13 protein-coding genes are annotated in these 15,093 nt (G+C 50.0%); 7 read left to right on the top strand and 6 right to left on the bottom strand.

The genetic code is table 11. The annotated features are described in order from the left end of the window. Positions 1-4: 4 nt before the first annotated feature. Positions 5-3,499, top strand: coding sequence for a type VI secretion system membrane subunit TssM (gene tssM, locus RIN69_RS17115; protein ID WP_313853285.1), 3,495 nt, complete (start codon positions 5-7; stop codon positions 3,497-3,499). Positions 3,500-3,520: 21 nt separating this feature from the next. After that, entirely contained in the window at positions 3,521-3,874 is a 354-nt protein-coding gene (locus RIN69_RS17110) for a DUF6277 family protein (RefSeq protein WP_313853283.1), read from the top strand. Between the two features lie 269 nt (positions 3,875-4,143). On the opposite strand, the gene RIN69_RS17105 is transcribed toward RIN69_RS17110, so the two are convergent. From RIN69_RS17105 to RIN69_RS17080, 6 genes are all read right to left on the bottom strand, one after another. Beyond that, positions 4,144-4,827, bottom strand: a complete 684-nt coding sequence (locus RIN69_RS17105) for an outer membrane protein (RefSeq protein WP_313853280.1) — start codon at positions 4,825-4,827, stop codon at positions 4,144-4,146. A 218-nt stretch (positions 4,828-5,045) separates the two neighbouring features. Next, entirely contained in the window at positions 5,046-5,663 is a 618-nt protein-coding gene (locus tag RIN69_RS17100; RefSeq protein ID WP_313853278.1) for a response regulator transcription factor, read from the bottom strand. Continuing rightward, entirely contained in the window at positions 5,663-6,982 is a 1,320-nt protein-coding gene (locus RIN69_RS17095; protein WP_313853275.1) for a sensor histidine kinase, read from the bottom strand. Before RIN69_RS17095 ends, RIN69_RS17100 begins: the two co-directional genes overlap by 1 nt. 329 nt (positions 6,983-7,311) lie before the next feature. Next, complete coding sequence (locus RIN69_RS17090; protein WP_313853273.1) at positions 7,312-7,728, bottom strand: hypothetical protein; 417 nt, start codon at positions 7,726-7,728, stop codon at positions 7,312-7,314. A gap of 172 nt (positions 7,729-7,900) precedes the next feature. Next, positions 7,901-8,203 carry an acid-activated periplasmic chaperone HdeB gene (hdeB, locus tag RIN69_RS17085; RefSeq protein ID WP_313853272.1) on the bottom strand — a complete coding sequence of 101 codons (303 nt, stop codon included), beginning with the start codon at positions 8,201-8,203 and terminating at the stop codon, positions 7,901-7,903. Between the two features lie 48 nt (positions 8,204-8,251). Then, positions 8,252-8,848, bottom strand: a complete 597-nt coding sequence (locus tag RIN69_RS17080) for a DUF308 domain-containing protein (protein WP_313853271.1) — start codon at positions 8,846-8,848, stop codon at positions 8,252-8,254. Positions 8,849-9,090: 242 nt separating this feature from the next. Here RIN69_RS17080 and RIN69_RS17075 point away from each other — a divergent pair, with 242 nt between their 5' ends. From RIN69_RS17075 to yfdE, 5 genes are all read left to right on the top strand, one after another. Further along, a complete protein-coding gene (locus RIN69_RS17075; RefSeq protein WP_313853270.1) occupies positions 9,091-9,717 on the top strand; it encodes a YfdX family protein in 627 nt (208 codons plus the stop codon). A 124-nt stretch (positions 9,718-9,841) separates the two neighbouring features. Then, a complete protein-coding gene (gene frc, locus RIN69_RS17070) occupies positions 9,842-11,092 on the top strand; it encodes a formyl-CoA transferase (protein WP_313853269.1) in 1,251 nt (416 codons plus the stop codon). A 53-nt stretch (positions 11,093-11,145) separates the two neighbouring features. Further along, positions 11,146-12,840 (top strand): oxalyl-CoA decarboxylase, encoded by a 1,695-nt coding sequence (oxc, locus tag RIN69_RS17065; protein ID WP_313853267.1) that lies wholly within the window; start codon positions 11,146-11,148, stop codon positions 12,838-12,840. Between the two features lie 67 nt (positions 12,841-12,907). Then, on the top strand, positions 12,908-13,852 hold the full coding sequence (gene yfdV, locus RIN69_RS17060) for a transporter YfdV (protein WP_313853265.1): 945 nt from the start codon (positions 12,908-12,910) through the stop codon (positions 13,850-13,852). A 78-nt stretch (positions 13,853-13,930) separates the two neighbouring features. Then, the gene (gene yfdE, locus RIN69_RS17055; protein ID WP_313853263.1) at positions 13,931-15,073 is read left to right on the top strand and encodes a CoA:oxalate CoA-transferase; all 1,143 of its coding nucleotides are present in this window, start codon (positions 13,931-13,933) and stop codon (positions 15,071-15,073) included. Positions 15,074-15,093: the final 20 nt, after the last annotated feature.

Below are 15,093 nucleotides of genomic sequence, written 5' to 3'. Positions count from 1 at the left end.
TGTTATGATACGCAGAATGCTGATTTTATTTATTGCGCTGTTATTGTGCTATGCCGTGTGGTGGATAGGTCCGCTGATCGCCATTGGCCCTTATTTTCCGCTGGGAAGTGCCTGGGTTCGCCAGGTTATTATTGCGCTGGTGTTATGCTGGGCACTATGGCCTTTTGTCGCCATCTTCTTTGGTTGGATTTTTCGTTATGCCCGCGCACCGCTACCCCGGCGCAAGAAAAAAACGGTTCAGCTTGATCGTGTTTCTGCCCGTTTTCATGATGCGATGTTAACGCTGAAACAGGCTTATTTATCGCATTATAAAACCCGCTGGCAGCGTTGGCGGCAACAGCGTAAAAGGCAATATATTGATGCTAAACCGTGGTTTTTGGTCATGGGGCCACAGGGCTGCGGTAAAACCTCGATTATTTATGAGAGCGGTGAAAAATTCCTGATGTCAGAACAGTATGGTCTGGCGCAGACCACTGATATCGGTCCCACTCAGGACTGCAATTGGTGGCTGACCGATCGTGCAGTTTATATTGATACGGCGGGCGAGTGGATTTTACTGCATGGACAGAGTGAGGAGGCGGGTAACGCCCGGCATAAACTGTTTTCGATGATCCGTAAGCATCGCCACTATCCGGGAATTGACGGAATTATTCTTTGCCTTGATGTTGATGTATTACTGCAGGCGTCACTGACGGAACGTAAGTCACTGGCTGATACATTGCGTCTGCGGGTGATGGAAGTGGCCTCAACCTTTCAGGCTGATATTGCCGTATATCTGTTGCTCAATAATATCGATAAATTGCCTGGTGGCGAAACTTTCCTCTGCCTGATGAGTGACGATCTGCTGGCTGAAGGACTGGGTATTAGCATGTCCTTTAATGAGCAGGGGGCGAATAATTTTTCAGCTGACGCGCAGCGTTACCGGGATTTCCTGTCAGGCATCAGCCGCTATGTGCTGGAAATCATGCATGACTCGCTCAATATGGAAATGCGCCATCAATTATTACTGTTCACCGAAAGCCTTGGGGCAATTCAAAAACCCCTGTTTGGTCTACTGGAACAAATATTCCCGGCAACGCCAGTGGGCTATAGCGGTTGTCTGCGGCAATGCTGGTTAGGCAGCACCCAGAATCTCACTTCCTGGGAGGCGATGTATTACCCGTCATCAACCAATATTGTTGAAGACCGGCCTGCGGGGCCGATGTATTTTCCGGCGCTGAGCCAGGCGATTAGCGAACGGGGAGTGTTACACGGCAGCGGGCCAATGCCTTTGCGTAACCGACTGCTGGCGACAGGCAAATATGTTGGTGTGACGCTGGCGCTCGGAATTATACTGCTGCTACTGGCGGGGCGTTACTTCTGGGAATATGACTATATTGGCTACGCCACCGCCCGCTTTGAGGAAACGCGGCGCATCGTGCGCGATATTCCACTGACTAATCAGGTGAATGATAATTTAGTCGCCGCCTACGAGCAGTTGGGATATATCAACACCCACTATCTGGAGAGCTCTCCGCCATTATTAACCCCTTATTTCGAACATCGCTTACTTAATCAGGCAATGTTCGACACTTATCATCGTCATCTGAATAAAGTGTTCTGGCCGGCGGTCGAGAATTACGTGGCTAATGAGCTCAAAAAAGATACTCAGTCTTTTGATGTCGATAGCTATGACACGTTAAAAATCTACCTGATGCTTGGCCAGCCTGACAATCGTTCAACGAAGGCTTTGGTGCAATGGTTTATGGCGCGTTGGGAAAATTTTGCTCCGCAAGGTTATACCCCGGACGACCGAAAACTGTTCAGTTACCATCTGAGTCAGTTGTTCAATGGCTCATCCACAGCGGCGCCTGCCGCTAAACTGAATAATGAATTAATTCGCGAGTCGCGTATTAAGGCGATGAAAACGCCAATACATATTCGGGTGATCCATCGCATTGAAGATGCGCCGCTGCCCCCACGGATTGAAAATATCAGCCTGGCAGATGCCGCCGGTTCCAGTGTTACGCTGATGCTCAGGCGTAAAAGCCCGAAGACCGTGACAGATATGGCGATCCCGGCGTTTTACACGCGTGCCAGTTACTATGACGTGGTGAATTCACAACTTCAGGCCGCATCAGAAGCGATGATTGATGAGGAGAAGTGGGTGCTGAGCGACGGTAAATCATCGGTCAGTAAAGTCAGCCTACTCGCAGCGGCACAAAAATTATCCGACGAAGCCCGTAAGTATTATCTGACGGAATATGCCAACCACTGGGATGCTTTCCTGCAGGATATTCGGGTGCGCCCGATCAACGGACTGGATGATGCCGCATTATTAGCCCGGCAGTTCTCCGATCCTTCGTCTCCTTTAGCCAATCTGGTGCGGTTCGCCTCACGTGAAACCACCCTGAGTATTGATAGCTCAACCAAAGGAGGAATGTCCTCTGGCTGGTTTGATACTCAACGCAATAAGCTCACCAATGCACGCCGCAGCATTATTGACGAAATATCGGGTGAGCGTTCACGTTTTCGTTTGACGCCGGAAAAGGCCGTAGAAGATCGCTTTGAGATGTTACGACGGCTGGGTGTTGCTCTGGAAAGCACCTCGACCAGTAATTCCGATCCGCTGGCTAAAACCTTTGAGCAAATTTATAACCAGCTGATCACGCTTTCAACTTCACTACGAGCGGGGCAGATTCTGCCGCAAAGCAATGATTTCAATCGGTTGCAAATCGATATGGCCCGTCAGCCAGAGCCGATACGCAGCGTGATGCGGGATCTGCTTGAGGTCGGTCAGTCACAAAGCTTGCAGCAAAGTAAGGCCAATCTCAGTAAAGGTGTGGCTTCAATCGCATCCGATTTATGTAACACCACAGTTAACGGTCGCTATCCGTTTAATCGCCGGTCGACTGAAGAAATCGGCATTGGCGATTTCAGTCGAATGTTTGGCCGTACCGGTGCGATGCAAAGTTTCTTTGATCAGAATCTGGCGCCTTATGTCGATATCAATGGCAGCCGCTGGAAGGTGAAATCCAACAGTAACGGCGTGGTAACGGAAAAAACGTTGCGGGCGTTTGAGAACGCAGCCCGAATCCGTGACACCTTTTTTGATGCCGGCGACAGAATGGCGATGTCGATGATTATACGACCCGTTTCACTGACGCCCTCAATTCTGGAGGCCGTGCTTGATGTTGATGGTCAGATACTGACTTACAGCCATGGTGCCAGTCAGCCAATGCGGGTTGAATGGCCGGGTCCGAAGGGCGGGGTCTACATCCGTCTGACGTTTAAAACCCGCGATGGCAATGTGGAAACGGTCAGTTTCAATGGTCCGTGGGCTATTTTCCGCATGTATGACGCCAGTAACGCAGTGCCACTGGGGCCAAATAGCCGCGAACTGACGATGGCAATGAATAATGTCAGCGGTTTTTTCAACCTTGAACTGAGTTCCACCATGAAAGATTACCCGCTGTGGTCAAAAGCATTGACCCAGTTCTCATGCCCTAAAAATCTCTAACTGCAAAATAAGGAAATACCGATGCTTGATCCTAAAAATATGCAAAATGTATTGAAATCAGCAGCTGAGCTTGGTCAGCAATCTCAATCTGATTTGCAAAAACCCTTTGTGAAGGGCATGCAAAATATGGAAATGTCAGGGGCTGATGCGGCACGCACCATTATGCAATCCGTTAATCAATCTTGTCAGACCATGATGAGTGATATGAATAAGGTATTAGCCGGCGTGCAGGATAATGTCGATGCACATCAAAAAATGCAAAGTGAAGAACGTCCGAAGGATTTTGAGACCGCAATGAATGACCTGCGTAATACGCTCTCCAATGGTTTTCCGGAAGAGATGAAAAGTATGTTTGATAAGCTGCCAAAAATTTAATGTAATATCTTAAATTAGCCGGTTGATAATAAATCACCATGCTATTTCGCTAAGTGTCAGTGAAGTGGTGCATGACAGCATCCGGCGCTGTTGGTGTTAAAAGAGCGGAGAGTGTCGTCAGATATTCTCCGCTCTTTTTCGCTCCCACCACGGATAACAAGATTACTGTGGTGCTCGTACCGAAAAGCAAACAGATCGTTATTGCGGGCGGCTGATAAAACCGAGGTCAGCTTTAACTGATTACTACCGGGCTGGCGATGGGTTCATCGTCAGAAAAGATAACGCGTACCGACAGTAAATTCGCTGGAGGCCAGGCGAGCTTTCATTTGCTCGTCCTTCAGGCCGCGCACGTTGCCAAAGGTATTGTAGCCACTTTCAACTTTCCCCATGTCGATATAGCGATAGCCCACATCAATGCTCAGACGCTCCAGCGGCGAGTAGCTGACGCCTGCACCCAGTGACCAGGCAAGATTATTCTGGGTGCTGGATGCATATTCGCGTGAAGTGTTGCCCTGCCAGCCGTCGGCTTTAACCTTCGCAATCCCCAATCCAGCCGTGCCGAACAGTGATACGCCATAGCCGAGATCATAGTCGCGATAGACGTTCATCATCAGTCGTTTGGTTTTCAGCTTCAGGTGGTTGTAGCTGCTCGGGAAAGCGGTGGAGCCGCTGGTAAATTCGCTTTTCTGGCGGAAAGTATACTCGCCTTCAGTGCGCCAGCCGTTGCCGTACTGATAACCCGCCGCCAGTGAGGCACCGCTCCGGCGATCTTTTTCCTTGCCGTCAACAAACTGTCCGACACCCGGACGGCTGCTGGTATCCTGATCGCTGGCACGTTGTTCGCTATACAGGTATTTGGCCGAGCCGTAATAACCTTCATCGCTGTTTGCTGCCAGTGCATGGCCAGCACTCAGAATAAGAGGAAACGCCATCAGTCCTGATAAATATTTCATTGTTAATGCTCCTTATTGTGTTATCCGGCATTCAATTCGTTTTCAATGCTCTTCAGCGCTTCCGGCGCGCGTGCCTGGCGCAGGTGGCCGCCGGCCAGCGGCAGGGCGTTTATAAGGATACGCTTCATCGCCTGGCTCCCTTTGTTCGTCATGGGCCAATACTATGAAACGCTTAACAGAAGGGGAATTAACGCGAACACCTAACTTTCCAGGTGTTTTTACTTAGTCTGTTTGGCAACATCACCATAAACTTTCAGCAGCCTGGGCAGCGAGTTGACTTCAAGCTTGCTGAAAATATTGGCGCGATGCGCCTCCACGGTTCGCGGAGAGAGCGAGCACCGCAGGGCTATTTCCTTGCTGGAATAGCCCTGCACGATCTGCCCGAACATCTCTTTTTCACGGGCGGTCAGGGTCGAAAGTTTTTGCTGTAATGGCAACAGCCGCCGCTGCTCTTCCTGGCGTATTTTCTGCTGCGCCATCGCGGCGCCGACGACCTCAAACAGCAGGTCGGCATCGATGGGTTTGGTCAGAAACTCCCAGGCTCCGTTTTTAAACGCGCGGCGGCACAAATCAATATTTCCATGCCCGGTCATAATGATCACCGGCAGGGTAAGCCCCTGTTGGATCCATTCGTCCAGCAGGGTTAACCCGGTTTTTCCCGGCATGCGGATATCCAGCAGCATGCAGCCTGCCAGCTCGCAAAGGTTTCCGGCCTGCTGCTGAAAGGCGTGGGCGCTGTCAAAAGCATGGGTCTGCCAGCCGACGGTTGACAGCAGCAGGCTGAGGGAGTCACGGATTGCCGCATCATCATCAATAAGCCAGATACGCTGTTTCATTACTTCTCCTCGTCAGGCAGAGGGAACCAAAGTCTGAAGCAGGCACCACGCCCTGCAATATTACTTGCCTCAATGGTGCCGTTAAGACGCTGCACCAGAGTGTCGGTCAGCGCCATTCCCAGGCCGACGCCTTCGGCACGGGTGGTAAAAAACGGGATAAAGACATGCTTCAGCGCCTCTGGCGATAGCCCCGGGCCACCGTCGGTTAGTTTCAGCACGATACCGCGCTTTTCCTCGCGGATTTCAAGGTGGATCCAGCTCGAACCTGGCGCATTCCCGGCCTGCGCCTGAATCGCATTGCTGGCAATATTATGCAGGATTTGCTCAATCCACAGCGGTGGCGCCATTAGCGGCGGCAAACCGTCGCTGAAATGGCTGCTAACGCGCACTTTTCCCGCCTGCAATTCGTTATCCAGCAGTTGGCAAACCCGAAGCCACAGCGCCTGCAGTTCAATTGGCTGATAGTCGGCGCGTTCACTGCTTAGCTTCTGCCGAAACTGACCAAGCAGAGCATCAATGCGCTTTATTTGCGCCACCGACGCGTCCAGCAGGCTGGCAACCTGATCCGATTTGTGCTGTTTGAGCAGGCGTACCGCCGCCTGGTTATAGCTCATGATGGCGGTCAGGGGTTGGTTAAGCTCGTGCATCATCCCTGCCGCCAGCTCGCCCATGGTATTCAGCCGGGTGAGTTCGGTGTAGCGGGCGCGCAGAGCGGCAATATCCCGGCGACGTTTATTCGCCTGATACTGAGCCAGCAGATAAAGCGCCAGCGCCCAGAACAGCGCCGGAGAAACCATCAGCCACCACGGCAGCTTTGCCCACTCCGGGTTGTCGCCCGCCGAAACAATAAACGGCTGAGTCGGACTGGCGACGATTTTATCCCAGCGCCACCAGCTTGTGACGCTGGCAAGACCCCTTTCGTAGAGCGTGGTTGAATCCCGGGTGATGGCGAGATAGGTAAAGGTCTTTTTCTCTGCGAGAGTGTCGAGCAGAACGTTTAAATCAATTAACAGCGAGAGGTTAGGGCGGTTTAGCCAGTAGCGGCCGTTGCCTTCAGGAACAATCAGCTGGCGGGGCTCAGGCGTATCGTGCCGCCGCCACTCCACGATCTGCGGCAGAATATGCTGCACTTCGGTGGCGTTTTGGCTGGCGGGCAGTAGCGGGATGATGGCGTCATGTTGAGACAGTTTCACCGTTATTTCGCGATAAAGTATGCGAAAGTCAGCGGACTTTTCTTCGTACTGCTGTTGTAAATACCAGGCACCCATTGCCGCGCAGCTAAGCAGCGTTAGCAGTAGCCAGCTGACTATCCTCAACATGCAAAGTCCTTTTCATCCTGCCGGGAAAAAACAGGGCATCAGTATGGAGTAAGTTTCAGGCAAAAAAAAGCGGACGCTTAGGCGTCCGTTTCAGGTGGTAAAGAAATCTCGCAACAGTGAAAGCTTCACAGGCGATTAATAATCAGATAAAAATAATAAATTCAATATATTAAAAATAAAACGACGACCGCTGGCTGAGTCTGACTGGCGCTTTCCGGTTCATTTTGCCGATACCCGTTGTTATCAATTTCGCTTCCGACAAAAATAAAAACCTGCCTTAAGACCTCAATATATTCCTGTAAAATCAGGCGAGAGAAAGCCAGTTATGCTCACTGGGTTGAGGCATTTGCGACTGGCGTTGCAGAATGGCTGTGTCGTGACGCTCTGATAACCGTAACAATTTCTTTAGCTGCCTCTTTTAACGTATTATGTTTGGTCGTGTAGTGTTTATTTTCTTCTGCCTCAAAATCCAGAACTTTCAATGATTTCTTGGTTTGATGCGCGTCAGGAATAAAATCACTCTTCTTCTCAAGGCGCGTGATGCCTGAAACGATGATCTCTCTAAACTTACCATCTGAAAAAAACGCAAAGTTTTCAATTTTTTTAGTCCAGGATTCTATTAAATTATCTGACTGAACTCTGGTGTTTATTAAGGCATGACTCTCATTTTTAAAATTATTGGTGTCGCTCCCTAAGTAAGCCAAAATAATTGCACACGAAAATGAAAAGACGAGTAAAAATTTCATTGGTTTTCTGATGACACACAGGCAAGCGTAATAATCTAATCACGCAGAGGATGTAATTAACTTAAGATTCAGCAATCGACCCGGCGTGATCGCCTAACGCCAGGCCGATGACATCATTCTGAAGCCGGATGAGTTATGACATCTGCACTCAAGGTTGGCATCTGATAAAAAACTATTTGATGTCGTTGATCCATTGCTTGAGTTTGCTTTCCGGGTTTTCTTTGCAAATTTTTATCAGCAGCGGCACCGACGTTGTGCCCACTTCATGCCAGTCAACATAATCCCCGCCTTTAAAATCCGTATCCTTGTTGATCACCCAGAATGCGACCGGCATCATTGCCTTTGGATTCATATCCACAAACTCTTTGCAGGTCATATTTTCTGGAATGTTTTCATTAAGCGTCTCCGCGCTGGCGATATTAACAGAAGCAGAGAGTGCAGCGATGGCAATAAGTGATTTTACTAACGTTTTCATAGTGTTTTCCTGGGTTTTAGATCGCGATTCGTGGTTGATGATGCAGAGTTACGGCTCAACATCAGATGTTTTTTTTTTCAGATGCTCAATTTTATTGCTCAGGGTAAAGTAAATACACGCGCTGAATATCATCTCCAGCCCAATAAATACTGAGACCAGAATATAGGTTGTGTCTTGATTCGCGCTCATCCAGAGGAACGCAATGATCAGATCAAGGATCCCGATGAACATGCACCAGTAACGTCCAACCATATGGGCGCTTTTAATCGCCGCAGATAAGCGGCTGACACCGGCAAGGATAAATAAAAAGCAGATAAAGATAGAGAGAATATTCATCCCCAGCATCGGACTGAGGAACACGCCCATCCCCATAACCGCGTAGATGACCCCGAAAATAATTAAGGAAAGTGTTGCGCCCTTGCCAATTTTTTTAAAATTATAAGCACAGACTAGCGAATAAATGCCGCAAAAGGTCAGCAGAACACCGGTCAGGTAGCTCAGAACCATCCCGGCATAGATCGGAAAGAATAAACATAAAATGCCGCATACAGAAAGCATCAGTGCAAGGCTGAATGCGCTTCTTTTGTAATTTGCCAAAACCCGATGGTTTAGCTTACTTATGAGGTTTCTATCAATGAGTAGCATTATCTTACCTTAAATGTATCGGTTGAATTTGGTTGCGAAATAATTATGATGGAAAGGATATTCTGTTCTGTTAACGCTGTATATCGGATAAACGGGTGAGGGTTATCATCTCATTCTTACAGCTGTCATCCTGGTCGTTCAAATCTATATCCGCCCTCCCATGCCAATACATTTCCTTGTCGATTAATATGCTCGCATCTTCACTGAGTCTTCAAACCAAATTAATTTAAAGGAAAGTAATTATGAAACGTTTTGCACTCGCAACAGCTTTTGCTGCAATGGTAGCTGCGGCTCCGGTAATGGCAGCAACCGCAACCCCAGATACTTCTGATGCAACCCCGCATGTTACTGCACAGCAGGTTAAAGCCGCTGACCAAATTGCTGTGCAGGGCCTGAACGCCCTGCGAGATGTCCAGTTTGCCCGTATGGCGTTGTTCCAGGGAAACCCGCAAAAAGCAGAAGCGCTGACGAATCACGCTGCTACCTTATTAGCAAATGACAGCCTGGACTGGTCAAAATTCTTCCGCTCGGACAAGAAAGCCAATTTAAACGATGACAACTATGTCGCCGTTGATGCCGCGATGGGTATTTCTGAAGATTATGTCGTTTCGCCAGAAAAACAGGAGGCCATCAAGCGTGCCAATAGCAAACTGGAAAAAGGCGATAAAAAAGGTGCCGTTGAGGAGCTGCGTCTGGCCGGTATTGGCGTGATGGAAAATGTTTACTTAATGCCACTGAAACAAACGCGTAATGCGGTAGCGCAGGCGCAGAAGCTGATGGGCGAGCATAAATATTATGAAGCCAACCTGGCGCTGAAAGGCGCTGAAGACGGCGTGATCATGGACAGCACCGCGCTTTTCGCAAATTGATCACTCATCCATTTGGCTGAACGTATTAGCGAGCAGCTGAAATAACCCTATTGATATCACAAGGCCATATGCATAAACGGCATATGGCGTTGTAGAGTCACATTTATTGATAAAAGGTACTGCAATGTCTACTCCACTTCAGGGCATTAAAATTCTCGACTTTACCGGTGTTCAGTCCGGTCCTTCCTGCACCCAGATGCTGGCATGGTTTGGTGCTGACGTAATTAAAATTGAACGTCCGGGCGTTGGGGATGTAACTCGTCACCAGCTGCGCGATATTCCAGATATTGATGCATTGTATTTTACCATGCTGAACAGCAATAAACGTTCGATTGAGTTAAATACCAAAACGGCCGAAGGCAAAGAGGTGATGGAAAAACTCATTCGTGAAGCCGATGTTCTGGTGGAAAACTTTCACCCGGGCGCCATCGATCATATGGGCTTTACCTGGGAACGCATTCAGGAAATTAATCCGCGACTGATTTTCGGCTCGATTAAAGGTTTTAATGAGTGTTCACCTTATGTGAACGTGAAGGCCTATGAAAACGTCGCCCAGGCTGCCGGTGGCGCAGCATCCACTACCGGTTTCTGGGACGGCCCACCGCTGGTCAGTGCCGCTGCGTTAGGCGACAGCAACACCGGGATGCATCTGCTGATTGGCCTGCTTGCGGCGCTGCTGCACAGGGAAAAAACCGGCCGCGGCCAGCGTGTGACAATGTCGATGCAGGATGCGGTGCTCAACCTGTGCCGCGTAAAACTGCGCGATCAGCAGCGCCTGGAAAAAGTCGGTTATCTGGAAGAGTATCCACAATACCCTAACGGCACCTTTGGTGACGCAGTACCGCGCGGCGGCAATGCTGGCGGCGGCGGTCAGCCAGGCTGGATCCTGAAATGCAAAGGATGGGAAACCGATCCTAATGCCTATATCTATTTCACTATTCAGGAACAGAACTGGGAAAATACCTGTAAAGCCATTGGCAAGCCTGAATGGATTGAAGACAGCGCTTACAACACGGCAAAAGCGCGTCAGCCTCATATTTTCGATATTTTTGCCGTGATCGAAAAATACACCCTGACCATGGATAAGCATGAAGCGGTGGCATATCTCACCACCTTTGATATTCCTTGCGCGCCGGTGCTGAGCATGAAAGAGATCGCCCACGATCCTTCCCTAAGAGAGAGCGATAGCATTGTTGAAGTTGAACAACCTCTGCGTGGTAAATATCTGACTGTCGGTTGCCCGATGAAATTTTCAGGCTTCACCCCTGAAATTAAATCTGCCCCTCTGCTGGGTGAACATACCGTAGAGATTCTGAAAGAGCTGAACTATAGCGAAGAAGAAATTACAGCGCTGAAACAGAATAACGCGATCTGATCTCAGAGGAGCCTTTGGCTCCTCGTACTTATTTAATATTGAGGCAACTGATTATGTCGGATGAACAAGCACTGACAGATGGTATGCATATCATCGTCGAAGCACTGAAACAAAATAATATTGAGTGTATTTATGGCGTCGCAGGTATTCCTGTTACCGATATGGCGCGACATGCTCAGGCGGAAGGGATTCGCTTTATCGGTTTTCGTCATGAACAATCGGCCGGCTATGCCGCAGCGATTCGTGGATTTATCACGCAAATTCCTGGCGTTTGCCTGACTGTTTCCGCTCCCGGTTTTATGAACGGGCTGACTGCACTCGCGAATGCGACGGTGAACGGTTTTCCGATGATCCTGATCAGCGGATCCAGCGATCGCGCCAAAGTAGATCTTCAACAGGGCGATTATGAAGAGCTGGACCAGATGAATGCAGCGAAGCCCTATGCGAAAGCGGCGTATCGGGTGAACCGACCTGAAGATCTGGGTATTGCGCTGGCTCGCGCCATTCGGGTAGCGGCATCAGGTCGTCCGGGCGGTGTTTATCTTGATTTAACCGCCGATGTGCTGGCTGCCACCATGCTGGAAACCGAAGCGGCGAAAACCATTGTTAAAGTTGAACATCCTGCATTGAAACAGTTGCCAGACGCTGAGTCGATTGAGAGCGCGATGGCGCTGCTGGCGAAAGCTGAACGCCCGTTGATCATTTTGGGCAAAGGGGCCGCTTATTCTCAGGCCGACAAAAAGATCCGCGACTTTATTGAAAGTACCCATATTCCTTATCTGCCAATGTCGATGGCGAAAGGCCTGCTGGAAGATACCCATCCGCTTTCTGCCGCGGCCGCGCGCTCGTTTGCGCTGAAGAATGCCGATGTTGTCATGCTGGTCGGCGCTCGCCTCAACTGGCTGCTGGGACACGGCAAAAAAGGCTGGGCTGAGGATGTTCAGTTTATTCAGCTGGATATTGAGCCACAGGAAATTGACAGCAATCGCCCGATCGCTGCTCCGGTAGTGGGGGATATCGATTCAGGCATGACGTTAATGCTGGATGCACTGGCAACACGCCCTGTCACGGCTCCGCTGATGTGGCGAGATATGCTTGAACTTCATAAGCAGAAAAATATCGACAAAATGCAGCTGAAGTTAACCACCACAACGTCACCGCTTAACTACTTCAATGCGCTGCGGGTGATTCGCGATGTACTGACGGAATATCATGATATTTACCTCGTTAATGAAGGGGCAAATACCCTCGATAACGCGCGCAATATTATCGATATGTACAAACCTCGTCGTCGTCTGGATTGCGGCACCTGGGGAGTCATGGGCATTGGAATGGGATATGCCATCGGCGCGGCGACCACCGCCGATCTGCCGGTCGTGACTATTCAGGGCGATAGCGCGTTTGGCTTCAGCGGCATGGAGATTGAAACTGTCTGTCGCTATAACCTGCCCGTCACGGTGATTATCTTCAACAACGGCGGCATTTATCGCGGCGACGGCGAGGATCTCAGCGGTAAAGGCGACCCTTCGCCGACGGATCTGTTACACCACGCGCGCTATGACAAGTTGATGGATGCCTTTGGCGGTATTGGCTATCACGCCACTACTGAAGATGATATTCGCCAGGCCCTGGTTGCCAGTATTCAGGCGAGAAAGCCGTCAATCATTAATGTGGTCATCGATCCTGCCGCCGGTACGGAAAGTGGACATATCACCCAGCTTAATCCTAAGCAAATCGCTAAAAATTGATGCTGCAAACTGCAACCTGTTTTCCCTCAGCTCTCCGCTGAGGGGATGTCTGAATGGATAAACCATAATGTTTACTTTCTTCACCGGCGATTTGCTGCCGATTATCGTTATTATGCTGCTGGGATATGTCAGCGGTAAGCGTCAGGCTTTTGATGAAGAGCAGGCTCGGGCGCTTAATAAACTTGTACTGAATTACGCATTACCTGCGGCACTGTTTGTTTCTATTGTGCGTGCTAACCGTGACATGATTTTTGCGGATGCTCGTCTGACGATTGTCTCTCTGGTGGTGATTGTTGGCTGTTTCCTTTTTTCCTGGTTCACATGCTATAAGTTTTTTAAACGCACACATGCCGAAGCGGCGGTTTGCGCGCTGATTGCAGGGTCACCAACGGTGGGTTTTTTGGGCTTTGCCGTGCTGGACCCGATCTATGGAGCCAATGTTTCGACCGGACTGGTAGTCGCCATCATTTCAATTATTGTTAATGCGATTACCATTCCTATCGGTCTGTATTTACTCAATCCTTCTGCTGGCAAGGATGGTAAGAAAAGCAGCAACTTTGCTGCGCTGATTTCCGCGGCGAAAGAGCCAGTGGTATGGGTACCGGTGCTGGCAACGCTGATTGTGATGGCAGGTATTAAAATTCCGGCGGTATGGGACCCGAGCTTTAATTTAATCGCTAAAGCGAACTCCGGCGTGGCGGTATTTGCGGCAGGTTTGACGCTGGCTGCACATAAATTCGAATTCAGTAAGGAAATTGCCTGGAACACCTTCCTTAAACTGATCCTGATGCCACTGGTACTGCTTATCGTCGGAATGTTATTCCACCTCGATGCGGAACAGCTGCAGATGACCGTGCTGATTGGTGCGCTGCCTCCGGCATTCTCAGGAATTATTATCGCCAGCCGTTTCAATGTTTATACCCGTACCGGCACCGCCTCTCTGGCCGTCAGTGTGCTTGGCTTTATCGTTACCGCGCCGATGTGGATCTATATCAGCCGTCTGGTTTCATAAGCGCCTATATTAATAAATCAATCAGTCATCCAGAATACAATACGCTTGTATTCTGGAGCTGTTTCCGAGTACAAAGTAATGAATGAAGATAAAAAAGCCGGGCCGTTCGACGGGCTGCTGGTTATCGATCTGACTCATGTGCTGAATGGTCCGTTTGGCACACAAATATTGTGTGATTTAGGCGCGCGCGTTATCAAAGTTGAGCCGCCAGGACACGGCGATGATACCCGGACGTATGGCCCCTATCTCGATGGCCAGTCCCTGTATTACAGCTTTGTGAATCGGGGTAAAGAGAGCGTAGTGCTCAATCTGAAAGACGAATCCGATCGGCATATCTTTACCAATATGCTGAAGCAGGCCGATGTGCTGGCGGAAAACTTTCGCCCCGGAACGCTTGAGAAACTCGGTTTTTCATGGGAACAGCTACAGGCGATTAATCCTCGTCTGATCTATGCCTCTTCTTCCGGTTTTGGACACACCGGCCCAATGAAAGATGCACCCGCCTACGACACCATTATTCAGGGCATGAGCGGTATTATGATGGAGACCGGCTTTCCTGATGGGCCGCCGGTTCGCGTCGGCACGTCGATTTCCGACCTCTGCGCGGGGGTTTATCTGTTTTGCGGCATAGCCAGTGCGCTGTATGGCCGGGAAAAAACCGGGCGCGGCGCGCATGTGGATATCGCGATGTTCGATTCGACGCTCACTTTCCTTGAACACGGCATGATGAGCTATATCGCCACCCATCAGACGCCGAAACGCCTTGGTAACCGCCATCCTTATATGGCGCCTTTCGACGTGTTTACTACGGCGGATAAACCGATCACCATCTGCTGCGGCAATGACCACCTCTTTGCTGCGCTATGTGGGGCATTACAGCGCCCTGAGCTGGCTGTCGACCCGCGATTTGCCAGCAATGTGCTGCGGGTAGAAAATCAGGCGGTTTTGAAACAGGCGATAGAAGCGGTGCTGAATACCCAGACCTCAGAAATCTGGTTGGCGCGTATCGGCGAGGCGGGAGTACCGGTGGCACCGCTGTTAAGCGTTGATGAAGCCATAGCACTGCCGCAGACCGCGGCGAGGAATATGATGATTGAAGCGGGTGGAGTGAGAATGCCGGGGAATCCAATAAAAATCAGTGGATATCCCGATCCGCACATTCGTCCCGGCGCCGCGACCCTCGATCAGCATGGGGAACAATTGCGCTTTGAATTTGCGTAACAGGGATCGCTCCGGTAAGC

The sequence above is a fragment of the Winslowiella toletana genome (assembly GCF_032164335.1).
GTDB classification, from domain to species: domain Bacteria; phylum Pseudomonadota; class Gammaproteobacteria; order Enterobacterales; family Enterobacteriaceae; genus Erwinia; species Erwinia toletana_A.
The sequence above is the reverse complement of the archived record's forward strand: the minus strand, read 5'-3'. Positions and strand labels throughout refer to the sequence as shown.

What these genes read in the sequence shown, in the direction of transcription:
- RIN69_RS17075 (WP_313853270.1), top strand. Translation starts at nt 9,091, where the DNA reads ATGAAACGTTTTGCACTCGCAACAGCTTTTGCTGCAATGGTAGCTGCG.
- frc (WP_313853269.1), top strand. Translation starts at nt 9,842, where the DNA reads ATGTCTACTCCACTTCAGGGCATTAAAATTCTCGACTTTACCGGTGTT.
- hdeB (WP_313853272.1), bottom strand. Translation starts at nt 8,203, where the DNA reads ATGAAAACGTTAGTAAAATCACTTATTGCCATCGCTGCACTCTCTGCT.
- RIN69_RS17110 (WP_313853283.1), top strand. Translation starts at nt 3,521, where the DNA reads ATGCTTGATCCTAAAAATATGCAAAATGTATTGAAATCAGCAGCTGAG.
- yfdE (WP_313853263.1), top strand. Translation starts at nt 13,931, where the DNA reads ATGAATGAAGATAAAAAAGCCGGGCCGTTCGACGGGCTGCTGGTTATC.
- RIN69_RS17100 (WP_313853278.1), bottom strand. Translation starts at nt 5,663, where the DNA reads ATGAAACAGCGTATCTGGCTTATTGATGATGATGCGGCAATCCGTGAC.
- yfdV (WP_313853265.1), top strand. Translation starts at nt 12,908, where the DNA reads ATGTTTACTTTCTTCACCGGCGATTTGCTGCCGATTATCGTTATTATG.
- RIN69_RS17095 (WP_313853275.1), bottom strand. Translation starts at nt 6,982, where the DNA reads ATGTTGAGGATAGTCAGCTGGCTACTGCTAACGCTGCTTAGCTGCGCG.
- RIN69_RS17080 (WP_313853271.1), bottom strand. Translation starts at nt 8,848, where the DNA reads ATGCTACTCATTGATAGAAACCTCATAAGTAAGCTAAACCATCGGGTT.
- RIN69_RS17090 (WP_313853273.1), bottom strand. Translation starts at nt 7,728, where the DNA reads ATGAAATTTTTACTCGTCTTTTCATTTTCGTGTGCAATTATTTTGGCT.
- RIN69_RS17105 (WP_313853280.1), bottom strand. Translation starts at nt 4,827, where the DNA reads ATGAAATATTTATCAGGACTGATGGCGTTTCCTCTTATTCTGAGTGCT.
- oxc (WP_313853267.1), top strand. Translation starts at nt 11,146, where the DNA reads ATGTCGGATGAACAAGCACTGACAGATGGTATGCATATCATCGTCGAA.
- tssM (WP_313853285.1), top strand. Translation starts at nt 5, where the DNA reads ATGATACGCAGAATGCTGATTTTATTTATTGCGCTGTTATTGTGCTAT.